The sequence below is a fragment of the Micromonospora rifamycinica genome, from assembly GCF_900090265.1.
In the GTDB taxonomy this organism is placed as follows: Bacteria; Actinomycetota; Actinomycetes; order Mycobacteriales; family Micromonosporaceae; genus Micromonospora; species Micromonospora rifamycinica.
This window is the reverse complement of sequence record NZ_LT607752.1, coordinates 5,358,910-5,382,254: the sequence shown is the minus strand read 5'-3', so window position 1 is coordinate 5,382,254 and position 23,345 is coordinate 5,358,910. Positions and strand designations below refer to the sequence as shown.

Genomic DNA, 23,345 nt, shown 5'->3' with positions numbered 1-23,345 from the left:
GGCCCGCCGGATGTGGCGGGCCCGACCCGGGGTCAGCGCGGATCGATCAGAGCTCGACCGAGGAAAGGTCCAGCTCACCGACGTTGTTCGGCTCCATCTTCTTGATCTTCTCCGAGTGGCCGGACTGCTGGCCGTAGAAGTAGATCGGGATGGTCGGGACGTCAGCGTCGACCTTCTTGAGCACCTCGGCGAACTGCTGGTGCGAGGCCTCCAGGCTCGGCGCGCCGCTGGCGGCCTTGGCGCCGGCGTCGACCTCGGGGTTGCTGTAGAGGCCGTCGTTGGAGGAGCCACCCTTGACGAAGAGCGGGTTCACCCAGTTCTCGATGTCCGGGTAGTCCTGCTGCCAGGCAGCGCGGTACGGGCCCTTCATGCTGTGGGCGTTGATGTTCTGACGGAACACCGCGAAGGTGGGGACACCCTCGGCCCGCGCCTCGATACCCAGGTTGGTCTTGACCTGCTGGGCAACGGCCTCCATCCAGTCCTTGTGGCTGGAGTCGGCGTTGTAGTAGAAGACCATCTCGCCGGTGAAGCCACCGGCCTCGGTCAGCAGCTGCTTCGCCTGCGTCGGGTCGAACTTGCAGGAGGAGCAGTTACCGGCCGGGGCACCCGGGGTGAGCGGGTTGGCCCAGCTGTCGGCCGGCTTGCGGGTGCCGAAGAAGATCTTGTCCGAGATGTCCTGCCGGTTGATCGCCAGCGAGACGGCACGACGCAGCTTCGGGTCCTGGAAGCGCTTGTCGTAGATCGGGAACGCGATGAACGCGGTCGTCGGGGTGACCGTGTTCAGCGCCCGCGCACCCAGGTCGGCCTTGTACTTCTCGCCGGCCAGCGCCGAGGTGGGGATCGACTCCAGGAAGTCCAGGTTGCCCGAGAGCAGGTCCGCGTAGGCGGCGTTCTCGTCCTGGTACAGCTTGACGTTGACGTCCTTGACCTTGACCTTGTCGCGCAGGTTGTAGTCGTCGAACCGCGTCAGCTTGATCGAGACGTTGTCCTCCCAGGACACGAACTTCACCGGGCCGTTGGCGATCGGCTTCTTGCCGAACTCCTCGGGCTTCTGGGTGAAGAACACGTCCGGCAGCGGCATGAACGCGCTGTAGCCGAGCTTGGTCGGGAAGACCGCGGTCGGGGCGGACAGGGTGACCTCGAAGGTCTGGTCGTCGACGACCTTGAGGCCGGACATCTCCTTGGCGGCCGGCTCCGGGGCCTTCTTCGGGCCGTCGTCGTCCGGGTCCACCGCGGTCACCTGGTCGTAGCCCGCGATGTCAGCGAAGAAGCTGCCGTTCGCCGCACCGTTCGGGGAGTAGGCGGCCCAGTTCCAGGCCTTGACGAAGCTCTCCGCCTTCACCTCGGTACCGTCGTGGAACTTGGTACCCTTCTTGATCTTGATGGTGAAGACCTTGGAGTCCTTGGTCTCGATCGACTCGGCCAGCGCGTTACGCGGAGCCCCACCGTCGTTCGGGTACTCGACCAGGCCGGTCCACAGGTCGTCGATGATCTTGCCGCCACCGGTCTCGGTGGTGTTCGCCGGAACCAGCGGGTTCTCGGGCTGGACGCCGTGGATGGTGATCGAACCGTCGGCGGTCGCGCCGGAGTCGCTCTCACCGCCGCCCTCACTGCTGGAGCAACCGCTGGCGACCAGCGCGGCGGCCATGCCGGCCGCGATGACGCCGGTTGCCCGCTTCGAGACTCTCATTCCGAGGGGCCTCCTCTTTCTAACCAGTTCCGTCGTGGGTTTCACGCACGTATGGGGGGTGACGCCGCCGACGACCCCGTTGTCGCAGGTCACCGGTTTACCGCAGAGAAATCGGGACACCCCAGGGGGGCCGATCCGCCGGGCCACCCCACCTCTCACACGCGACGCCGCGCAGGACCGACGACCACGCGCGGGTACGGCAGCGTGGCAGGCGGGACGTGCGGGGCGCCTCGCTTCAAGGGTGAGGTGCTGCAACTGTGACACCAACCGGCCCATGACGTGAAGGTGCCGTTATCAAGCCGTTAATCGGGTGCCGCGTTGCCGATACTTGAGAAAAGATCATGAGATGCCCTGGTCGTACCGCTCTGAGCAGGAAAGACAGCAAGTCAGCTCCGACAGGCCGCGACCAGGGGACGAGCGGTGTGAGCTTTCCCGCGTCCCGGTTGGGGCGTCCCGACGTCCACCGAGCGTTGGCCGTTTTTGCCCATCCGGATGATGCCGACGTGGCCGGGCGGAGACGGCTGCCGGCCAGCCGGCCAGCACCTTCCGGTCCCCCGCCCCTCCCCCTTCCGGCCCGCGCTACCGGGACAGCGGGGACACCCCGGCACACCCGGCGCGGGGAGCCGGAAACGGGTCGGCCCCGACACCACCGGGTGCCGGGGCCGACCGTACCGGTACGTCAGACCGTGAAGCGGACCTTGCGACGGCGGACCAGCAGCACCGCCACCGCGCCGAAGGCGAGCAGCGCCAGCCCGGCCAGGGCGGCCATCGCGATCGGCGAACCGGTCAACGGCAGCCCGCCTCCGTTGCTGGCCGGCGAGGTCGACGGGGCCGGACTCGCCGGCGACGAGGACTCCGCCGGGGCGGACGGCGACGGCGACTCCACCGAGGCCGACGGGGAGGGCGACGGCGACGGCGACCCGGACGGGGTGGCCGACGGCGACGGCGAGGCGGGGGCGGCGGCGAAGCTCGCCGCCGCGGCGGCGGTGACCGAGGTGCCGGTGCTCCCGCCCAGGATCAGCTTCTGCTTGGCGTTCTTGCCGCCGGAGAAGAGGAAGACCCGCCCGAAGGAGACCGAGTCCGGCGCGGAGACGGTCACCGTGACCCGGCCGGCGGCGGTGGCGGTCAGCCAGAACCGGCCACCGTTGGTGGTCGTGCCGACCGTACGACCGTCGGCGTCGACGGCCGTCCCACCGTCGACCTTCAGCGCGATCTCCCCGGACGGCCCGTGCACGGTGAACGGCCCGGCCCGCCCGCCGGTGGTCGCGGTGGCGGACGCCGGGTCCAGGCTCAGCTCGGCCTTCGGCTCCGGCTGGTCGGTGGCGTTGCGCACCAGGTAGTCGTGGACCCGCCGGATCACGTCGTACTCGGCGGCGGCGGTCAGCCCGCGCGTCCACTCGCCCAGGGCGACGCCGTCGCTGAAGTGCCAGACCGCCGTCTGGGTGCCGAAGTAGAGCAGGGTGTCGCGCCGGGTGTCGGACAGCCCGGCGGGCAGGGTGGCCCCGGCGGCGGCGAGCAGCTTCGCCCGGTCGGCGTTGGGGTAACCGTGGGTGAGCACCCACTGCACCCGGCCGAGGTTCTTGACCTCCGACTGGCTCCAGGTGCCCTCGGCATACTCACCGTCGCGGGCCACCGGGGTGTGGAAGTCGATGCAGAAGACCGGCACCGTGCCGTCCTTCAGCTCCAGGGCCAGCGCCGAGGTCTTCTGCGCCCGGCCGTCCAGCTTCAGCGTGACGCTGGTGCCCGGCACCGCCCGCGCCACACCCTTGACGGTCGGCTCGGCGGCGGCCGGACCGGCTACGGCGAGCACCAGCGCGCCACCGGTGACGAGCGCCGCGGCGAGACCCGCCCAGCGTCGTCCTCGTTCAACGAACATCAGTTCCGTGCACCTCTCCCCAGGGGTGGGCCGGCCCGCTCCCGGCGGGCCGGCGTGCGTCGCCGTCCCGCGGGGCCGTGGGCACCGCACGCGCGAAGGCGACGGGGCATTATCCGACACGAATTGATCTCTTGTCAGCCCCTGGGGCGATACTCCCGGAATGAGGGGTGTCAGACGAGTCGTCGGTCCGCCGCCCAGCGGGACAGCTCGTACCGGTTGGACATCTGGAGCTTGCGCAGCACGTTGGACACGTGCGTCTCGACCGTCTTGATCGAGATAAACAGCTCCTTGGCGATCTCCTTGTACGCGTACCCCCGGGCGAGCAGCCGCAGCACCTCGCGCTCACGGTTGGTGAGCTGGTCCAGCTCGGGGTCGGCGACGGGGGTGTCCGGCCGGGCCGCGAAGGCGTCCAACACGAAACCGGCCAACCGGGGGCTGAACACAGCGTCCCCGTCGGCGACCCGGCGGATCGCGTCGGTCAGCTCGTCCGGGGAGATGGTCTTGGTGACGTACCCCCGGGCACCCGCCCGGATCAGCCCGATCACGTCCTCGGCGGCGTCGGACACGCTCAGCGCCAGGAACTTCACCTGCGGGTGACTGCGACGCATCGCGTCCAGCACCGCCCGGCCGCCGCCGTCGGGCATATGCACGTCGAGCAGCACCACGTCCGGCCCGGTCACCGCGATCCGGGTGACCGCCTCGGCCACCGTGCTCGCCTCTCCCACCACCTCGACGTGCCGGCCCAGCTCGGCCCGGACCCCGGCCCGGAACATCGCGTGGTCGTCGACGAGGAAGACCCGCAACCGCTCCACCCGGGCCGGGGCGTCCGCGCCCGGATCCATCGACTGCTCCGCCATCTCAGCTGTCCCTTTCCGCCGTGGTGCCGGTGCCCGTGCCGGCGTTGGTGCCGGTACCGGTGTTGGTGATGGGCAGCATCAACCGGACCTCCGTGCCCTCCCCGGGCTCGGAACGGATCTCCGCCCGGCCACCGTGCCGCTTCATCCGCCCGATGATCGACCCCCGGACCCCGTGCCGGTGATCCTCCACGGTAGCCGGGTCGAAGCCCTTCCCCCGGTCCCGGACGAAGACGCTCACCTGCTCCGGCTCCACCTCGGCATAGAGCGACACGGTCTGCACCCCGGCATGGCGGGCGGCGTTGACCAGCGCCTCCCGGGCCGCCGCCACCAGCGCGCCGACCCGCTCGTCGGTCTCCCGGTCACCCACCACCACCGCCTCGACGGTGATCGCGAAGGTGTCCTCCACCTCGGCGGCGGCCTGTTCCAGCGCCGCCGCGAACCGCTCGGTCGGTGAGGCGGTCGGCTTGTAGAGCCAGTTGCGCAACGACCGCTCCTGACCCCGGGCGAGTCGCTGCACCGTCTTGACGTCGCTGGCGTTGCGCTGGATCAGGGCGAGGGTGTGCAGCACCTGGTCGTGCACCATGGCGGCCAGTTCGGCACGCTCCTGCTCCCGGATGCGCCCCTCCCGCTCCGAACGGAGCTGGTTCCAGGTGCGCCACAGCAGCGGGGCGGCCACCACCCCGACACCGACCAGCCCGACCAGCGCGAAGATCACACCGTTGACCACCGCGTCGAGGTTCTGCACCGGGGAGTAGACCGCGGCGACGCCGATGATGCCGACGGCGACCAGCACCGCACCGCCGGCGAAGCGGAGCAGGAAGGCCCGTCGGTCGCTCTCCTCCACCACCGCCCCGAGCCACGGCACCGGCATCGACCCGCTCCACTGCCGGCGACGCTCCGGCGCGGACTGGTGCCAGATCACCCCGGCCCCGACCGCGATGATCGCCACCAGCCAGCCGGCGGTGCCCGCCGCGCCGACCGAGTCGAAGACCAGCACCTGGACCAGCAGCACACCGAGGCCGATCGCCACGAACGGCAGGAGCTGCCCGGGATCGCGCCGGGGCGGGGAGGCGGTGTCCCCGGGCCGCAGCGGCACCACCGCCCAGAACGCCGCGTACAACAGCAGGCCCAGGCCGCTGAGCCCGAGCAGCACCATGAACGCGACGCGGACCCGCAGCACCGAGATGCCGAGGTGGTCGGCGATGCCGGCGGCCACACCGGCGGCCAGCCGGTGCTCGGGCGCCCGGTACAGACGCGGTGGCGGGGTCACGACGCTGATCAGAGGCTCCCTGGTCACGGTGGGTGGCGGACGGACACCGTGCGGTGCGGTGCCGCTCCGATCGTCACACGTGGGGGACGGCACCGGCCACGGGGACGCCCCGGACATCCGCCCGCCGGGATCTCAGGGTGGGGTCAGGGTCGGTTCCGGAGGCAACTCGGCCCGGGGACGCCGCAGGATCGAGTCATGACCGAGGACCCCGCCCCGCCGCCGTACCCTCCGGTGGCCGCACCGGGTGGCACGCCACCGCCCGGCTCCGCCGCCGGGCCACCGCCGACGGCGCCCACGCCGCCCACGGGGGGCGACGACGCGCCGAGACCGCCCGGAGGCTATCCCCCGCCGTCCGGCGGTGCCGGCTTCACCTCACGGTACGGCCTGGTCCGGCCCCGCGACGGCCGCTACCTCGCCGGGGTCTGCGCGGCGATCGGCCGGGCCACCAACACCGACCCGGTGCTGTGGCGGGTGCTGCTCGCCGTGCTCGGGTTCTTCGGCGGGGTCGGCATCCTGGTCTACGTGGCCGCCTGGCTGATCATCCCGGGCGAGGGCGACAGCGCCTCGCCGCTGGAGTCGATGCTCGGCCGGGGCCGGTCGAGCATGTCCCCGATCACGGTGATCGTGTTGACCATCCTGGTCGCGGTCAGCTTCGGGTACATCGTCACCGACGCGTTCCGGGCGGTGCTGCTGGGAGCGGCCATCCTCATCGGCGGCGCGCTGCTGCTCAACCGGGAGAGCCGGGACGCCGTCCCGGCCGCCGGGCCGGGCGGCCCACCATTCGGGCCGGTCACCCCGGTCGGCTACCCGTCCCCCGCCCCGGCCGCGCCCGCCGTGCCGTTTCCGTCGGGGCGTACCGGTGCCCCGACGGGGTGGCCGGCGACCCGTGCCGAAGGGTCGCCGGGCTGGCCCGCGCCGGCCCGCACCGCTCCGCCGCCGGCCTGGCCCGCGGCCGGGCCGATGGAGATCACCCCGCCCCGGGCGGACACGCCGACCTGGCCGCCCCGCCCCCCACAGCCGGGTGGCCCGGCCACCCCGCCGGTGGTGGTCCCCCCGTCACCCGGTGCGGGTTACCGACCGCCGTTCGCCCCGCACGGCCCGTACGCCGGCGGAGGCGCACCGGTGGCACGGCCCGCACCCCGGGTCAAGCCACCGAAGAAGCCCCGGGAACGGTCGGCGCTGGGTGCCGCGACCTTCTCGCTGATCTTCCTGGTCGTCGGCGTGGTCGCCATCCTGGACCTGCTCGACGTCTTCCCGATCGGCGCGGCCGGCTACTTCGCCGCGGTGCTCGCCACCATCGGGCTCGGCCTGCTGGTGGGCACCTGGTTCGGCCGGGCCCGCTGGCTGATCGCCCTCGGCCTGGTCGCCGCTGCCGCCCTCGGCGTCGCCACCGTCGCCGAGTCCTACGACCGGGTCCGTGGCGTCGACGGGGCGGTCACCTGGGCGCCGACCAGTTACCGGGAACTCGCCGACCGCTACGAGAACAGTTTCGGTGACGCGACCCTGGACCTGCGCGCGGTGGACTTCGACAAGCAGGACACCGACCTCACCGTGGTGGTGAACTTCGGCGAGGCCCTCATCGTGGTGCCGCCGAACGTGGACGTCACCGCGGTGACCAACGTCAAGGCCGGGGAGGCCACCGTGTTCGGACGGCGTACCGCCGGCCTGGAGGGGCGGGCCCGGCAGCTCACCGACCTGGGGCAGGACGGACCCGGTGGCGGCACGCTGCGGCTCACCGTCCAGGTCAACGCGGGCAACCTGGAGGTGACCCGGTGAAGGCCCACCGCACCGATCTGGTCTCGTTCGTGTTCGGACTGATCTTCGTCGGGCTCGCCCTCTGGTGGCTGCTGGCCCAGATCCTCGGGTTGGCCCTGCCGGCGGTGGGCTGGTTCCTGGCCGGCGCGCTGGTGCTGATCGGGCTGCTCGGACTGGTCGGGGCCGTACGGTCGGCCCGCAACCAGGACCGGCAGCCCGCGGCCGACGCCGCCCCCACGACCAGCTCCCCCACGGCCGAGCTGCACCTCGGCACCCGGGACACGGCCGAGCCGAGCCCCGGCACCCGGGACACGGCCGAGCTGCACCTGGGCAGCCGGGAGACGGCCGAGCTGCACGACAGTTTCCGCCCCGACCGGCCGGGCGGGCCGGACGACCGGGGCGAGGCAGACGAGACCCCCGGGCCGGGCGACGGTCGGCTCTCGGCGGGTGACGCGGTGGCCCGGCCGGACCCCGGCGCACCGGCCACCGGCCCGGGTTCGACCCCGGACCGGCTGGACCCGCCACCGCCGTCCCGCTGAACGGACGAGCCGGCGGACGCCACCCGCACCGGTGCGGGTGGCGTCCGCCGGCTCGTATGCTGGCCGGGGAGATCCCGCCTCCGCCCGGCCGCCCTGTTGTCGGGTCCGCCGGTGGCTGCGCCGGGGCGCCCGGCCCGGGGCGCACCCGAGGCGGTCCCGCCGCGACGTCCGTCCCTACCCCGTCAGGAGTCCGCCCGACATGACCCAGTCCCCCGCCGTGCGCCCCTCCGGTCCCACCGGTCCGGTCCGCATCGGCGAGCGTGCCGCCCGTACCCTCGTCGCCGAACTCGCCCGACGCAACGACCCGAAGGCCGCCCTGCTGGTGGGCGCGGCCCCCGGGGCCGCGGTCCTCGCCGCGGCGATCGACGCGCTGCTGCCCGGGGACACGCTGACCGTCGTGCCCGCCCCGACGACCGACGCCGCCGCGCTGCGCGAGCACGTGACGGCCCAGGGCCGCTGGGTCGCCGACCGGGTACGGGTGGTCGACTCCCTCGTCGAGGCGGACGCCGCCGAGCTGGTCATCGCCGCCGAGCCGTTCACCGGCACCGGTGAGCAGACCCGCGACGCGATCGACGGCCTCACCAAGTACCTGACCGGGGGCGCGGTGCTGAGCGTGGCCGCACCGGTGTTCCGCACCGACGGGTCCGCCGCCGAACTCGACCGGTACGGGGTGCTGCACGGTGTCCGCACCGACCTGGTGCTGCGTAACTCCCCGCCGGTACGGGTGCACCACCTGCGGTTCACCCCGGCCGGCGCCGCCTCGGCCGCCCAGCTCGCCCCGGCGTACCGGCCGTCGAGCGTGCCGCTGACCCGAGGGATGCACATCGACTCGAACGGGGTCGCGGCGGCCGGCATCGCGCTGGGTCTGGCGGCGGTCGCCCGGGTCGTCCGGCCCAAGTCGAAGCTGTGGCTGGTGCCGGCGCTCGCCGCCGCACCGGTGGCCGCCTTCTTCCGGGATCCGCAGCGGGACGTGCCGGAGGACCCCTCGGCGGTGGTCGCCGCCGCGGACGGCCGGGTGCTGTCGGTGCAGCGGCTGCACGACGAGCGGTTCGGCGACGGTGAGTGGCTGCGGATCGCGGTCTTCCTGTCGGTGCTGGACGTGCACGTCAACCGCACGCCGGTGGCCGGCAAGGTGGTGGACTACTTCGTCGCCGACGGCGGTTTCGTCAACGCGATGAAGCCGGACGCCGAGCACAACGTCGCCGCCTACACGGTGCTGGACACCGCGCACGGCACCGTGGTGGTGGCGCAGCGGACCGGGCTGATCGCCCGCCGGATCGTGCAGCGGGCACCCGTGGGGGCGCTGCTGGCCCGGGGTGAGCGGTTCGGGCTGATCCGGTTCGGCTCCCGTACCGACGTCTACCTGCCGGCCGACGCCGCCGAGCCGCTGGTCGGCCCGGGCGACAAGGTGGTCGGCGGGTCCACGGTCATCGCCCGCTGGAGCTGAGCCGACACCCACGCGAACAGGGGCGCCGCGGATCGCGGCGCCCCTGTTCGTAGCGGGGGACGGTCAGGCGGCCCGACGCTGGTGCAGCCAGAGCAGCGGCCCGCTGACCAGGTAGCCCACCACCACGAGGGCGAAGGTGAGCCGGATGTCGACCAGCGCGCCGACGGCCGGGGCCAGCCAGAGCCACGGCGGCAGCTTGACCAGCCGGGCCAGCTTGGCGTACGGGAAGCTGGAGACCATCGCGAAGGCCAGCAGCGCCACCCCGCCGATCTGCACGGTCGCCGGCAGCGGCAGCCCGATGGCCACGGTGAGCGCGAGCACCGCCGCCGCCATGGTGGTGGGCACGCCGCAGAAGAACCGGCCGTCCTTGGGCGAGACGTTGAACCGGGCGAGCCGGATCGCGGCGCAGGACGCCACGAGGGCCGCCGCGACCGCCGCGGCGGCGGTGGGGGCCGCCCCGGCCAGCGAGGCGTAGACCACCACCGGGGCGGCGAGGCCGAAGGAGCACATGTCGGCCAGCGAGTCCATCTGCGCACCGAAGGGGCTGGACACGCCGAACTTGCGGGCCAGCGCGCCGTCGAGACCGTCGAAGACGACACAGGCGATCAGCAGCAGGGCCGCGATCCGGGCCTGGCCGTTCATGGCGACGAAGATGGCGTTGATGCCGAGCACCAGGCTGGCCAGGGTGCAGGCGTTGACCAGCGCGAACTTCATCCGGCGGGCGGGGGTACGCGCGCCGGGGAGCAGCGGGACCGCCATCGCCGGCGCGTCGTCGACCGGGGTGGCCGGGGCGAGCGCCGGGCTGACCGGCACGACCGCCTCGATCTCGGCGCGGTCGAGGCCGATCCCCCGACGGTCGAACCCGTACCGGCGACGCTGACGGTCGACGCGGTGCTCGGGCAGGACCAGGTCGGTACCGTTGAGCTGGTCACCGTCGCGACGCCCCACCCGCACCAGCAGAACCTGGCGGGCGAATGTGCTGCTGCGGCGCAACCGGCCCGCCCAGCGACGTCCTGCGGGGCGCGGACTGTCGGTCGTACGACGCCGGCGCCATGGGGCTCTCGGCACGATTTCCTCCATCACCGGATCGGCTGGCCGCCCGTGCGGGCGGGTGTCCGGCTGTCTCGTGCCGGACCGCTCTTGGCCCGGCAGCCGTTCAAGCGGAGTACACCATTGCACAGGGGCGTGGTGATTGGCGATAGCTGCCGGCGGTGTTCCATATCCCTTAAACCGCGCGAACCGCCCTCTTATTCCCATCTCGGGCTTCATCACCTGTTTTCTTCGCCAACCGCAGGCCTGACTTTACCGGAGCCCGCCCCGACCGGCTCGTCGAGCGACCGTCATCCGACCGTACGTCCGGTTGCCAGAATGGCGACATCAGTCAGATCAAGGCCACTGAGCTGGGAAAATGCAAACCATGCGGCGCTCGCCGTCGATCCACCCGGCTGCTCGGTGACCACCGGCTCACCGGGCTCGTCGACCAGCACCCGGTAGATCACCCGCACTCCGTGCCAGTCCAGCGGTCGCCCCTCCGGACCCATTGCGGCCGCATTGTGGAGATTGTCGACCAGGAGCAGCCGATCGACCCGACCCAGTTGACCGGACTCCTCGACCAATTCCCGTAACAGCCCGTCGACCGGCCGCTCACCGTGATCGGTGCCGCCGCCGGGCAGGTGCCACTTGCCGGCCCCCGGATAACCGGGGGCGATCCGGGTGAGCAACAGCCGCTCGTCGGGCGCGGTGACCAGGCCGTACGCGGCGAACCGCTGCCTGCGGTCAACCGCCGGGCCGGCCGGATCCGGCGCATCGACCGATCCGGGTGCCGGTTCCGTCGCGTCCGCCGATCCGCCGCCCAGATCTGTCGTATCCGTCGGTCGGGTCGGCGCAACCGTCGCGCCCGCCGACCCGACCGGTGGAGCTGTCGCCTCCGCCGACCCGGCCGGCGGTTCGCCGGGCGGGGCGATGAAGGGCCGCGGGGCGACGGGCGGCGACGTGACCGGCAGGCCGAGCAGTTCGGCGGTGAACGGCAGCAGCGGCAGCGCCGCCGCCTGCTCCGGGGTGCACCAGGCCAGCCCGTCGGCGTCCCCGCCCGCCCGGGAGCGCGGACGGTCGTCCCGCACCGTGACGTCGAAGACCAACCGGTCGGTGTGCATCGACACCTCGGCGTCCCCGGCCCGGTGCACGGTCACGTCGGCGACCGCGGCGCGCACCCCGCCCACCGTCACGTCCAGCCCGGCGCGGTGGGTGAACCCGCGGGCCACGGCGTCGGCCGGGTGCTCCGCATGCCGCACGACCGCGCCCGGCAGCCGCCAGATCCCCGGGTACGGGTCGGCCGCCGCTCCGCGTGCCAGCAGCACCCGGCCGGTGTCGTCCACACCCCGGCCGTACGCCGCGATCCGTCGCCGTTCCCGCATGTCGTGCTCCCCGTCCCGGCCGCCCCGTCGATCATGAGGCTAGCGGTCGCCGGCCCGGATCGGACGGCGTGGAGGCGACCGGCGGTCGCCGACCGGGGCGGCGACCGGGCCACCGACCGCGGCGGCGCCCGGGCCACCGGCCGGGGCGGCGACCGGCTCGGCACCGCCCAGGGCGGGGGCCGGTTCGGCACCGGCCGGGCGTCGGGTCAGGTGCGGGAGCCGTCAGGTCAGGTGAGGCGGGCGGCCTGCACCGCCTCGGCGGTGACCTCGGTGAGCCGGTCGGTGGGCAGGGCGCCCAGCTCCTCCCGGGCGAACCAGCGGGCCTCACAGGTGGAGCCGCCCACGTCGGTGACGGTCGGCGGGGCGGGCTGGTCGACCATCACCCGGTAGAAGGCCCGTACGCCGTGCCAGTCGATCGGGTAGCCCTCGGGGCCGAGCGAGGCGGCGTCCCGGTGGCTGGCCACCCCGAGCAGCTCGACCAGCCGGCCGGTCTGCCCGGTCTCCTCGACCAGCTCACGGATCAGCGCCGCGCCCGGCTGCTCGCCGTAGTCGGTGCCGCCGCCGGGCAGGTGCCAGCAGCCCGCGCCCGGGTAGCCGTCGGAGACCCGGGTCAGCAGCACCCGGCCCGCCGGGTCGGTGGCCACCGCGTACGCGGCGAAGCGCTGCGCCCGGTGCAGCCCGTCCGGGCCGGGCACGGCGTAGAAGGAGGGGAACTCGGGGGCCTCGTCGGGGACCACGTCGGCCGAGGAGGCCGGCAGCCCGAGGGCGCGGGCGGTGAAGGCCCGCAACGGCAGCTGCCGCGCCTCGTCGAGGGTGTGCCAGCGGGCCAGGTCGGTGGAGCGGTCCACCCGGTCGGTGAGGGTGCCGCCGCGCACCGAGACCTGGTAGATCAGGCGGTCGGTGTGGATGGTGATGCGCCGCTCGGGCAGGGCGCGCATGTCCGCCAGGACGTCCGCCAGGCCGGCGACGGCGACCGAGAGGCCCGTCTCGGCGGCGGTCTCCCGGACGACGGTGTGGTTCGGGTCCTCGCCATGGTCTACCGCCCCACCGGGCAGGGACCATACGCCGGGGGTGCCGGAGCGCTCCGATGCGCGGACCAGCAACACTCGGCCGACTGAATCTGCACAGACTGCATATGCCGCGATCCTGCGGAGCGGCTCCAGCAAGGTGGTCACGGAGCCAAATTCTCCCCGGGTCGCGTTACCGACGCGGAAAAGAGTCGGATTCCTGACTCAGGGCTGGCTACTCAGGGACCGATCAGGGTAAGCCTCCGGGCGGTCACCGAGGTCGGCGGGGCGGCCGGCGCGGACCGTGGAGACATGACCTCGACGAGCACCTCCCACGCCCCGTACAAGCAGCTCCGCAGGCCGACCACCGACCGGATGGTGGCCGGCGTCGCCAGCGGCCTCGGCCGCTACTTCGCCGTCGACCCCACCCTGGTCCGGGTGCTGTTCGCGGTGGCGACCCTGGTCACCGGCGGTCTCGCCGCGCTGGCGTACCCGATCATGTGGTTCCTGATGCCCGAGGAGCCGGCCGGCGCACCGGCCTGGCCGCACCCGACGGACCCGGCGGCACAGCCGCCGACGGGTCCGACCACCTGGCCGCAGGGGACGGCTCCGACCGCCTGGCCGCAGGAAGCCGCGCCGACCGCCTGGCCGCAGCCGGCGGAGACGGCCACCACCTGGCCGCAGCCGGCGGCCCCGACCACCGGGGTCCAGCCGGGCGGGCCGACGACCCCGCCGACGGCCGGCTGAGCCCGGCTCACTCCCACTCGATGGTGCCCGGCGGCTTGCTGGTCACGTCCAGGACCACCCGGTTGACCTCGGCGACCTCGTTGGTGATCCGGGTGGAGATCCGGGCCACCACCTCGTAGGGCAGCCGGGACCAGTCGGCGGTCATCGCGTCCTCGCTGGAGACCGGGCGCAGCACCACGGGATGCCCGTAGCTGCGCCCGTCACCCTGCACCCCGACGCTGCGCACGTCGGCCAGGAGCACCACCGGGAACTGCCAGACGCCCCGGTCCAGGCCGGCGGCCGTCAGCTCCTCGCGGGCGATCAGGTCGGCCTGACGCAGCAGGGCCAGCCGCTCCCGGTCGACCGCGCCGATGATCCGGATGGCCAGGCCCGGCCCCGGGAACGGGTGCCGCCAGACCATCGCCTCGGGCAGGCCCAGCTGGAGCCCGAGCGCCCGGACCTCGTCCTTGAACAGCGTGCGCAGCGGCTCGACCAGGGCGAACTTCAGGTCGTCCGGGAGGCCGCCGACGTTGTGGTGGCTCTTGATGTTGGCGGTGCCGGTGCCGCCGCCGGACTCCACCACGTCCGGGTAGAGGGTGCCCTGTACCAGGAACTCGACGTCGCCGTGCGCGGCGACCTCACGGGCGGCGGCCTCGAAGACCCGGATGAACTCCCGGCCGATGATCTTCCGCTTCTGCTCGGGGTCGGTCACCCCGGCCAGCGCGCCGAGGAACCGGTCGGCCGCGTCGACCACCTTGAGCTTGATGCCGGTGGCCGCCACGTAGTCCTTCTCCACCTGCTCGGCCTCACCGGCGCGCAGCAGGCCGTGGTCGACGAAGACGCAGGTGAGCTGGTCCCCCACCGCCCGGTGGACCAGCGCGGCGGCGACCGCCGAGTCGACCCCGCCGGACAGGCCGCAGATGACCTCCTTGTCGCCGACCTGGGCGCGGATCCGGGCCACCTGCTCGTCGATGATGCCCTGCGGCGTCCAGGTGGGCTCGATGCCGGCGATGTCGTAGAGGAAACGGCGCAGCATCTCCTGGCCCTGCGCGGTGTGCCCCACCTCGGGGTGGAACTGCACACCGGCCCGGCGGCCGGCCAGGTCCTCGAAGGCGGCGACCGGGGCGCCCGCCGACTCGGCGGTCACCGTGAAACCGGCCGGGGCCTCGGTCACCGCGTCGCCGTGGCTCATCCAGACGGGCAGGTCCGCCGGCAGGTCCCGCAGCAGCACCCCCGGGTCGAGCAGCCGGGGCCGCAGCGGGGTGCCGCCGTACTCCCGGTTGCCGGTCCGGGCGACCGTGCCGCCGAGCGCCTGGGCCATCGCCTGGAAGCCGTAGCAGATGCCGAAGACCGGCACGCCCGCGTCGAACAGCCCGGCGTCGATCTGCGGGGCGTCCGGGGCGTAGACGCTGGACGGGCCGCCGGACAGGATGATCGCGGCCGGGTCCTTCGCCAGCATCTCGGCGACCGGCATGGAGTGCGGGACGATCTCCGAATAGACCTTCGCCTCGCGCACCCGGCGCGCGATGAGCTGGGCGTACTGGGCTCCGAAGTCCACCACGAGGACGGGGCGAGGCGTGCTCATGCGCGCAAAGCCTACCGACAGTCACTCCCCGGCCCGGGCGCGGGCCGCCCCGGACCAGCCGGGCCACGTCACCGCGGACCGGAGCGCAGCGCGCCGGGGGCGTCCGCCGGGACAGCCGGGTGCCGCGGCGGCACCGCCACCACCCGGGTGTACGCCGACCCGAGCGGCGGCCGGGGGTCCGGTTCACCCTTGTTCGGCCAGTACGACATCGCCCGTTCCGCCTGCGCGGTGATCGTCAGCGACGGGTTCACCCCGAGGTTGGCCGAGACCGCCGCCCCGTCGACCACGTGCAGCCCCGGATGCCCGTGCACCCGGTGCCACGGGTCGATCACCCCGTCGGCCGGGGTGACGCCGATCACCGCCCCGCCGAGGATGTGCGCGGTCAGCGGGATGTCGAACGGCTCGGTCAGCGCCCCGCCGGGGGTGCCGTCGATCTCCTCGGCGAGCAGCCGGACCGCCTCGTTGCCGGCCGGGATCCAGGTCGGGCTGGGTGCGCCGTGCCCGGGGCCGGAGACCAGCCGCCGCCGGCCCAGCCAGCCCCGCCGCCAGTGGGTGGTCAGCGAGTTGTCCGCCGACTGCATCACCAGCGCGATCACCGTCCGCTCCGACCAGCGGCGTACCGAGAGCAGCCGGACGGCCAGCCGTGGCTGCCGCACGATCGCCCCCAGCCAGCGCCGGAACCGGTGCGGGCCGCCGTCGACCAGCAGCGACTGGAGCAGCCCCATCGCGTTGGCGCCCCGGCCGTAGCGGACCGGCTCGACGTGGGTCTGCGGGTCGGGGTGGAACGAGCTGGTGATCGCCACCCCGTCGGTGAAGTCCAGGCCGCGCCGCCGGGCCTGCCGGCGGCCCACCGACGCGCCGAGGATCGCCTCCGAGTTGGTCCGGGTCAACGCGCCGAGGCGCTCCGACAGGTGGGGCAGCGCGCCGGTCTGCCGCATCTCGTGCAGCAGCCGCTGGGTGCCGAGCGCACCGGCCGCGAAGACCACCTGGTCGGCGTGGAACACCTGACGACGCCGCGACCAGCCCCCGGTGCGTACGGCGTGCACCCGGTAGCCCCCACCGTCGGCCGGCTGGACGGCGGTGACCGTGGTCAGCGGGTGGACCCGCGCGCCGAGCCGTTCGGCCAGCCACAGGTAGTTCTTGACCAGGGTGTTCTTGGCACCGTGCCGACAGCCGGTCAGGCACGAGCCGCAGTGCGTGCAGCCGGTGCGAGCCGGCCCCGCGCCACCGAAGTACGGGTCCGCCACCCGCTGGCCGGGACGGCCCAGGTGCACCCCAACCGGGGTCGGCCCGAAGGTGTGCCCGACCCCCATCCGCTCGGCCACCGCCCGCATCGCCCGGTCCGCCGCGGTGTGCCGGGGGTATCTCGCCACCCCGAGCATCCGGCTGGCCTGGTCGTAGTGCGGGGCGAGTTCGGCCCGCCAGTCGGTGACGTCGCGCCACTGCGGGTCGGTGTAGAAGGCCTCCGGCGGCTCGTAGAGGGTGTTGGCGTAGACCAGTGAGCCGCCGCCCACCCCGGCCCCGGAGAGCACCAGCACGCCGCCGCCGGCCTTGCGGTCGGCCGGGCGGAGCAGGGTGATCCGTTGCAGCCCGTAACAGCCGAGCCGGGGCGCCCAGAGGAACCGGCGCAGCCGCCAGGAGGTCTGCGGGAACTCGTCGTCGGCGAACCGTCGACCCGCCTCCAGCACCCCGACGGCGAAGCCCTTCTCGGCCAGCCGCAGCGCGGCGACGCTGCCGCCGAAGCCGGAGCCGATGACGAGCACGTCGTACCGCATGAACGCATCATTACCGGCGGGTAGCCATCGCGCCAGTGCCGGATTTCGCGCGATCATGCTGACCGTCGCCGACCGCAACCCGCAGGGCCGGTCGGAGCGTTGTGCAGACGGGGGTGGCGAGCGATGACTCAGGAAACCGGAACGGGACGCCCGCGGTGGGTGTGGGGGCTGGCCGCCCTGGTCGGTGTCGTACTGGTGGCGGTGGTCGCCCTGGTGGTGACCCGGCAGGTCCGCGACGACGGGCCACGGCGTACGGCCGGGCCGGTCGCCACGACCGCCAGCCCCACGCCGACCCCCACCCCCAGCCCGACCCCGCCCCCCGGCGCGGCCATCACCGGCCCGCTCAACCTGCTCCTGGTCGGGGTGGACACCCGGGTCAGCGTGCCCGGTTGGGAACCGCACGGCGACGCGGTGCTGATCCTGCACGTGCCGGCCGGGCTGGACCGGGCGTACCTCTTCTCGCTCCCCCGCGACCTGGTCGTCGACATCCCGGCGTTCCCCAAGTCGGGCTACCGGGGCGGTCGGACGAAGCTCACCCATGCGATGAGCTACGGCAGCCGGGTGCCGGGCAAGCCCAAGAACCCCAGCGCCGCCCAGGGGTACGAGCTGCTGCGCAGCACCGTCGCCGGGTACACCGGGCTGCGCTTCGACGCCGGCGCGGTGATCACCTTCAACGGCTTCGACCGGCTGGTCGACAGCCTCGGCGGGGTGGACCTCTACGTCGACCAGCGGGTTCCCTCGCTGCACCGCCGGCCGGACGGCAGGTACCGCGACCCGGCCCCCGGCGGTGGCGGGTACACCGGCCCGCAGATGGTCTACGAGAAGGGCGAGCGGCACCTCAACGGCTGGCAGGCGCTGGACTACGCCCGGCAGCGCTACATCACCGGCGGCGACTACGCCCGGCAGCGGCACCAGCAGCAGCTCCTCCGGGCGCTGGCCGCCAAGATCCTCGGCGAGAACCTGGCCCGCGAACCCGAGCGGGTGGACCAGGTGGTGGCGGCGCTCGGCGACACCCTGGTCTACGCGGGCGGGCCGCGCATCGTCGACCTGGCGTACGCGCTGGGCGGGCTGAGCGCCGACCGGATCACCCTGGTCGGGCTGCCCGGCGACGGGGTGGGCAAGGGCAGCAGCTACCGGGGCGAGCAGCTCACCAAGGTCGGTAAGGGCTTCCTGCCCGCACTCAAGGCCGGCCGGGCCGAGAGCTACCTGGACGCCCACCCCGAGCTGCGGGTCAAGAACTGACCGGTCCGGCCACCCGACCCGGCCCGGCGGTCACCGGGCGGCGGGCCGGTGCAGGGTGGCAGGCCGACGCGGGGCGGCGGGCTCAGCCGGCCCGGGTGGGGGTCGGGGGGCGTTCGGTGCCGTACAGCCAGGCGGCGAAGAGGTCGTCGAGCTGCTGCCCGGAGACCCGCTCGGCGGTGGCCACGAACTCGGCGGTGGTGGCGTTGCCGTTACGCTTCTCCGCCACCCAGGTCCGCAGGATGCGGAAGAAGGCGTCGTCGCCGACCGTCACCCGCAGCGCGTGCACGGTCATCGCACCCCGCTGGTAGACCGAGCTGCTGAACAGGTTCGCCACCCCGGGCGCACCGGGCGGCACCCGCCAGAGCTGGTCGTCGGAGGAGACGTACTCCTGGTCGAAGGCGGCCTGCGTGGTGTCCCCGCCCTGGTGCTCGGCCCAGAGCCACTCGGCGTACGTGGCCAGCCCCTCGTTGAGCCAGATGTCCTCCCAGCGGGCCACCGTGATGCTGTCGCCGAACCACTGGTGGGCCAGCTCGTGCGCCACCACCCCGGTGTTCTCGCCGGCCCGGAAGAAGTTGGCCGAGTAGACCGGCCGGCTCTGCGTCTCCAGCGCGTACCGGATCCGGGGCTCGTCGACCACCACCCCGCCGTACGCCCCGAACGGGTACCGCCCGAAGATGCTCTCCAGGTGGTCGGCGACCTCCAGGGTGCGGGCGACCGACGCGTCGGCGGCCCCCCGGGGCAGGCTGCTGGCCACCGCGCTGAACACCGGTCTGCCCCGGTGCTCGCCGGTGGTGGTGCGGTACTTCCCGATCACCACCGTGCTCAGGTAGCTGGCCATCGGGGTGGCCTCGGACCAGCGCCACGTGGTCCAGCCGCCGGCCGCCGGACGCTGCCCCTGCGGCACGCCGTTGGCGACCGCCACCAGCCCCTGCGGCACGGTGATCTCGACGTCGTAGGTGGCCTTGTCGGAGGGGTGGTCGTTGACCGGGAACCAGGTGCTCGCCGACTCGGGTTGGCCGAGCGCGACCGCCCCGTCGGCGGTGTGCAGCCAACCGCCCTCACCGATCGTCTCGTTGCGCAGCGGCACCGGCCGACCGTCGTAGCCGACCTCGACGGTGAAGACCGCCCCGGCGCGGACCGGCGCGGCCGGGGTGACCACCAGCTCGGCTCCCTCGCGGGCGTGCCGGGCCGGCGTGCCGTCCACGGTCACCCGCCGCACCGTCAGGCCGGCCAGGTCGAGGTGGAACAGGGGCAGCTCGGCAGTGGCGGTGGCCCGCACGGTGGTGGTGCCGCGCAGCTCGTCGGTGGCCGGGTCGTAGCGGACCCTGAGGGTGTACCGGTCGACGTCGTACCCGCTGTTGCCGGCGGTCGGGAAGTAGGGGTCACCGACGCCGGCCGGGCCGGGGGTCGGGCTCGGGCTGGACGTCGGCGTCGACCGGGAGCCCGCCCCCGGCCTGCGGTCGGCGGTGCAGCCGGCCAGCGCCAGCGACACGGCCACCAGCAGCGCGAGGCCGCGCCGGTGCCGGCTCATGGCCACCCTGCACACCCCCGTTCGCCCACCCCGTCGTGCGCGCAGCCTACCGAGCGCTCCGGCCCCACGTACCCCGAACAGCGGACCGGCGGGCGGGACCTGTGGCGGCCGGCCGGACCCGGGCGGGACCGGCCGGTCACCGGGGCGGATCAGCGGTCCAGGACCAGGCCGACCCGCTGGAACTCCTTCAGGTCGCGGTAGCCGCACTTGGCCATCGCCCGACGCAGCCCGCCGAAGAGGTTGAGCTGGCCGTCCGGCTCGTCGGCCGGGCCGAAGAGCAGCCGCTCCATCGAACCGAGCGACTCGCCGGCCACCTCGAACGCGCCGCGCGGCAGCGACGGGTGGCTGGCCGCCGAGTGCCACCAGGCACCGCCGGCCGGGGCCTCCTCGCACAGCGACAGCGGTTCGCCGAGCATCACCGCGTCCGCGCCGCAGCCGAGCGCCTTGGCGATGTCGCCGGAGGTCTGGATGTCGCCGTCCGCGATCAGGTGGACGTAGCGTCCGCCCGTCTCGTCGAGGTAGTCGCGGCGGGCCGCGGCGGCGTCGGCGATCGCGGTGGCCATCGGCACCCGGATGCCGAGCACCGACTCGGTGGTCGACCAGTCGTCGCCGCCGATGCCGACGATCACCCCGGCCGCCCCGGTCCGCATCAGGTGCAGCGCCGTCTTGTAGTCGGTGCAACCGCCGACGACCACCGGAAGGTCGAGGTCGGCGATGAACTCCTTGAGGTTCAGCGGTTCGTCGGTGGTCGAGACGTGCTCGGCCGAGACGATGGTGCCCTGGATGACCAGGATGTCGACGCCCGCGTCCAGGATCACCGGGGCCAGCGCCAGGGTGTGCTGCGGGGAGACCCGGACGGCCACCGTGCTGTCACCGGCCCGCAGCTCGCGGACCCGCTCGGCGATCAGGTCGGGGCGGATCGGCTCGGCGTAGACCTCCTGGAGCCGCTTGGTCGCGCGGGCGTCCTCGCCCAGCCCGGCCAGCTCCTCCAGCACCTTGGTCGGGTTCTCGTAACGGGTCCAGAGGCCCTCGACGTTGAGCACGCCGAGGCCGCCGAGCTGGCCGAGCCGCACCGCGGAGGCGGGGCTCATGGTGGCGTCCGACGGGTGACCGACACAGGGGATGTCGAACTGGTAGGCGTCGAGCTGCCAGCCGGTGGAGACGTCGTCGACGTCCCTGGTCCGCCGGCTGGGCACGATGGCGATGTCGTCCAGGTGGTAACCGCGCTGCGCGGTCTTGCCCAGCCCGATCTCGACCACGTCACGCATGAGGGACTCCAGATGGTTGGGGGTGGTGGGTCAGCGGGTGTGGTAGTTGGGCGCCTCGACGGTCATCTGGATGTCGTGCGGGTGGCTCTCCTTGAGCCCGGCCGCGGTGATCCGGATGAGCTGGCCCCGGTGGTGCAGGTCGACGATGTTCTCCGCGCCGGCGTACCCCATCGCCAGCCGCAGCCCGCCGACGAGCTGGTGGGCCACCCGGGACAGCGGCCCCCGGTAGGGCACCTGGCCCTCCACGCCCTCCGGGACCAGCTTGTCGTCGCTGAGCACGTCCTGCTGGAAGTAGCGGTCCTTGCTGTACGACTTGGCCTGGCCCCGGGACTGCATCGCGCCCAGCGACCCCATCCCCCGGTACGCCTTGAACTGCTTACCGTTGACGAAGATCAGCTCGCCGGGGCTCTCCTCGCAGCCGGCCAGCAGGCTGCCGAGCATCACCGTGTCGGCGCCGGCCACCAGGGCCTTGGCGATGTCGCCGGAGTACTGGATGCCGCCGTCACCGATCACCGGGACACCGGCCGGGCGGGCCGCGCGGGCCGCCTCCATGATCGCGGTCACCTGCGGCACACCGACCCCGGCCACGATCCGGGTGGTGCAGATGGCACCCGGGCCGACCCCGACCTTGACCCCGTCGGCACCGGCGTCGACCAGGGCCTTCGCCCCGGCATAGGTGGCCACGTTGCCGCCCACGATGTCGATCGTGACGTCGGCCTTGAGCCGGCGGACCATGTCCAGCACGGCCCGCTGGTGGCCGTGCGCGGTGTCCACGATCAGCACGTCGACGCCCGCGTCGACCAGGGTGCGGGCCCGCTTGTAGGCGTCCTCGCCCACGCCGATGGCGGCGGCGACCCGCAGCCGGCCGGCGTCGTCCTTGGTCGCCTCCGGGTACTGCTCGCTCTTGGTGAAGTCCTTCACGGTGATCAGGCCGCGCAGCCGGCCCGAGTCGTCCACGATCGGCAGCTTCTCGACCTTGTGCTGACGCAGCAGCGCCAGCGCGTCGTCCTTGCTGACCCCCACCGGGGCGGTGACCAGGGGCGTCCGGGTCATGATCGCGTGGACCGGGGTGGTCGGGTCGGAGACGAAGCGCATGTCCCGGTTGGTGACGATGCCGACCAGCTGGCCGTCGCCGTCGACCACCGGGACGCCGGAGATGCGGTAGCGACCGCACAGCTCGTCGACCTCGCGGAGGGTGTCCTCGGGGCTGGCCGTCACCGGGTTGGTGATCATGCCGGACTCGGAGCGCTTGACCAGGTCGACCTGGAGCGCCTGGTCCTCCAGGGAGAGGTTGCGGTGCAGCACGCCGATACCGCCCTGGCGGGCCATGGCGATCGCCATCCGGGCCTCGGTGACGGTGTCCATCGCGCTGGACAGCAGCGGGATGGTCAGCTCGACGTTGCGGGTGAGCCGGGTGCGGGTGTTCACCCGGCTGGGCACCACGTCCGACTCGCCCGGCTGGAGCAGCACGTCGTCGAAGGTCAGACCGAGCGGCACCACCCGGGCCGAGCCGGCGGGCAGCTCCGGCAGATGGCCCGCAAACTCGCCGTTGTCGACGCCGGCCGGAAGATCGGTGCTGGGCGAATTCTCCACGATTGCTCCCCTGAGCTGCTCGAACGGGATTCAGCGAGGCGGCGCACGCGGCGACCGGCGCACGCCGGGGTGACGGCGAGTCGTCTCATCGTACCCAGTGACCTGGGCCGCCCTCGCCGGCGACCGGTCGACGCCGGCGCGGCCCCCGCGACCGCCGGGGGGCGCGTGCCGCGGGCGTTGGGTCTACGGTGAGGGGGTGCACGACGAGCCCATCGACCCGTTCAACGGCGACCCGGCCGATCCGGCTGCGGGGCTGGACGACCCGGGCGACGACGCCCCGCTCGACCCGCTGACCGAGGTCGAGCGGCAGGACGTGCTGGAAGACCTCGCCGACCTGGAGATCTACCAGGCCCTGTTGGCCCCGATCGGGGTCCGTGGGCTGGTCATCGAGTGCGAGGACTGCCGCGAGCCGCACTACTTCGACTGGGACCTGCTCCGGGGCAACCTGCGGCACCTGCTCAGCTCCGGTCGGCCCCGGGTGCACGAGCCCGCCTACGACCCCGACCCCGACCACTACGTCACCTGGGACTACGCGCGGGGCTACGCCGACGGGGTGCACGACACGCTGACCGAGTCCACCGGCGACGAGGCCGACCCGGACGACTGACCCACCGGACCGCGTCCACCGGGCCGGTCCGCGAACGGGCCGGCACCGGGGCTGGCCATCCGGTCGGGGCCGGCCATCCGGTCGGGGCCGGCCATCCGGTCGGGGCCGGCCATCCGGTCGGGGCCGGCCATCCGGTCGGGGCCGGCCATCCGGTCGGGGCCGG

17 protein-coding genes and 1 pseudogene are annotated in these 23,345 nt (G+C 73.6%); 6 read left to right on the top strand and 12 right to left on the bottom strand.

The genetic code is table 11. The features are described from left to right. Positions 1-46: 46 nt before the first annotated feature. From GA0070623_RS22640 to GA0070623_RS22625, 4 genes are all read right to left on the bottom strand, one after another. Positions 47-1,690 (bottom strand): peptide ABC transporter substrate-binding protein, encoded by a 1,644-nt coding sequence (locus GA0070623_RS22640; protein WP_067309765.1) that lies wholly within the window; start codon positions 1,688-1,690, stop codon positions 47-49. 679 nt (positions 1,691-2,369) lie between these two features. Continuing rightward, positions 2,370-3,566, bottom strand: coding sequence for a thioester domain-containing protein (locus tag GA0070623_RS22635; RefSeq protein ID WP_067309762.1), 1,197 nt, complete (start codon positions 3,564-3,566; stop codon positions 2,370-2,372). 170 nt (positions 3,567-3,736) lie between these two features. Beyond that, on the bottom strand, positions 3,737-4,423 hold the full coding sequence (locus tag GA0070623_RS22630; protein WP_067309759.1) for a response regulator: 687 nt from the start codon (positions 4,421-4,423) through the stop codon (positions 3,737-3,739). 1 nt (position 4,424) lies between these two features. Continuing rightward, entirely contained in the window at positions 4,425-5,720 is a 1,296-nt protein-coding gene (locus tag GA0070623_RS22625) for an ATP-binding protein (RefSeq protein ID WP_067309776.1), read from the bottom strand. Between the two features lie 168 nt (positions 5,721-5,888). Between GA0070623_RS22625 and GA0070623_RS22620 the strand changes: the two genes are divergently transcribed. The 3 genes and pseudogenes from GA0070623_RS22620 (at position 5,889) to GA0070623_RS22610 (ending at position 9,434) form a co-directional block, all read left to right on the top strand. Continuing rightward, positions 5,889-7,469 (top strand): PspC domain-containing protein, encoded by a 1,581-nt coding sequence (locus GA0070623_RS22620; protein WP_067309756.1) that lies wholly within the window; start codon positions 5,889-5,891, stop codon positions 7,467-7,469. Then, positions 7,466-7,699 (top strand): annotated as a pseudogene (locus GA0070623_RS30445) (hypothetical protein); the annotation flags it as partial. The gene GA0070623_RS22620 and the pseudogene GA0070623_RS30445, both read left to right, overlap by 4 nt. A 487-nt stretch (positions 7,700-8,186) precedes the next feature. Next, the gene (locus GA0070623_RS22610; RefSeq protein WP_067309752.1) at positions 8,187-9,434 is read left to right on the top strand and encodes a phosphatidylserine decarboxylase; all 1,248 of its coding nucleotides are present in this window, start codon (positions 8,187-8,189) and stop codon (positions 9,432-9,434) included. A gap of 63 nt (positions 9,435-9,497) precedes the next feature. Here GA0070623_RS22610 and GA0070623_RS22605 read toward each other — a convergent pair whose 3' ends face one another. The 3 genes from GA0070623_RS22605 to GA0070623_RS22595 form a co-directional block, all read right to left on the bottom strand. Further along, a complete protein-coding gene (locus GA0070623_RS22605; protein ID WP_067309749.1) occupies positions 9,498-10,427 on the bottom strand; it encodes a CDP-alcohol phosphatidyltransferase family protein in 930 nt (309 codons plus the stop codon). Positions 10,428-10,774: 347 nt separating this feature from the next. Next, positions 10,775-11,848 carry an NUDIX domain-containing protein gene (locus GA0070623_RS22600; RefSeq protein ID WP_067309746.1) on the bottom strand — a complete coding sequence of 358 codons (1,074 nt, stop codon included), beginning with the start codon at positions 11,846-11,848 and terminating at the stop codon, positions 10,775-10,777. Between the two features lie 227 nt (positions 11,849-12,075). After that, the gene (locus tag GA0070623_RS22595; protein ID WP_067309742.1) at positions 12,076-13,023 is read right to left on the bottom strand and encodes an NUDIX hydrolase; all 948 of its coding nucleotides are present in this window, start codon (positions 13,021-13,023) and stop codon (positions 12,076-12,078) included. Between the two features lie 144 nt (positions 13,024-13,167). Between GA0070623_RS22595 and GA0070623_RS31710 the strand changes: the two genes are divergently transcribed. Then, positions 13,168-13,602 carry a PspC domain-containing protein gene (locus GA0070623_RS31710; protein WP_084261371.1) on the top strand — a complete coding sequence of 145 codons (435 nt, stop codon included), beginning with the start codon at positions 13,168-13,170 and terminating at the stop codon, positions 13,600-13,602. Between the two features lie 7 nt (positions 13,603-13,609). Here GA0070623_RS31710 and guaA read toward each other — a convergent pair whose 3' ends face one another. Next, a complete protein-coding gene (gene guaA / locus GA0070623_RS22585; RefSeq protein ID WP_067309739.1) occupies positions 13,610-15,166 on the bottom strand; it encodes a glutamine-hydrolyzing GMP synthase in 1,557 nt (518 codons plus the stop codon). Between the two features lie 68 nt (positions 15,167-15,234). Then, a complete protein-coding gene (locus tag GA0070623_RS22580) occupies positions 15,235-16,941 on the bottom strand; it encodes an FAD-dependent oxidoreductase (protein ID WP_067309736.1) in 1,707 nt (568 codons plus the stop codon). Positions 16,942-17,064: 123 nt separating this feature from the next. Between GA0070623_RS22580 and GA0070623_RS22575 the strand changes: the two genes are divergently transcribed. Next, on the top strand, positions 17,065-18,183 hold the full coding sequence (locus GA0070623_RS22575; protein WP_067309733.1) for an LCP family protein: 1,119 nt from the start codon (positions 17,065-17,067) through the stop codon (positions 18,181-18,183). Positions 18,184-18,265: 82 nt separating this feature from the next. Here GA0070623_RS22575 and GA0070623_RS22570 read toward each other — a convergent pair whose 3' ends face one another. From GA0070623_RS22570 to guaB, 3 genes are all read right to left on the bottom strand, one after another. Then, complete coding sequence (locus GA0070623_RS22570; protein ID WP_067309730.1) at positions 18,266-19,714, bottom strand: M1 family metallopeptidase; 1,449 nt, start codon at positions 19,712-19,714, stop codon at positions 18,266-18,268. A gap of 149 nt (positions 19,715-19,863) precedes the next feature. After that, positions 19,864-20,982, bottom strand: a complete 1,119-nt coding sequence (locus tag GA0070623_RS22565; protein WP_067309727.1) for a GuaB3 family IMP dehydrogenase-related protein — start codon at positions 20,980-20,982, stop codon at positions 19,864-19,866. A gap of 30 nt (positions 20,983-21,012) precedes the next feature. Next, positions 21,013-22,575: an IMP dehydrogenase gene (gene guaB / locus GA0070623_RS22560; RefSeq protein WP_067309723.1), complete on the bottom strand. Its 1,563-nt coding sequence runs from the start codon at positions 22,573-22,575 to the stop codon at positions 21,013-21,015. Positions 22,576-22,771: 196 nt separating this feature from the next. Between guaB and GA0070623_RS22555 the strand changes: the two genes are divergently transcribed. After that, entirely contained in the window at positions 22,772-23,182 is a 411-nt protein-coding gene (locus GA0070623_RS22555) for a DUF5319 domain-containing protein (protein WP_067309774.1), read from the top strand. Positions 23,183-23,345 lie beyond the last annotated feature (163 nt).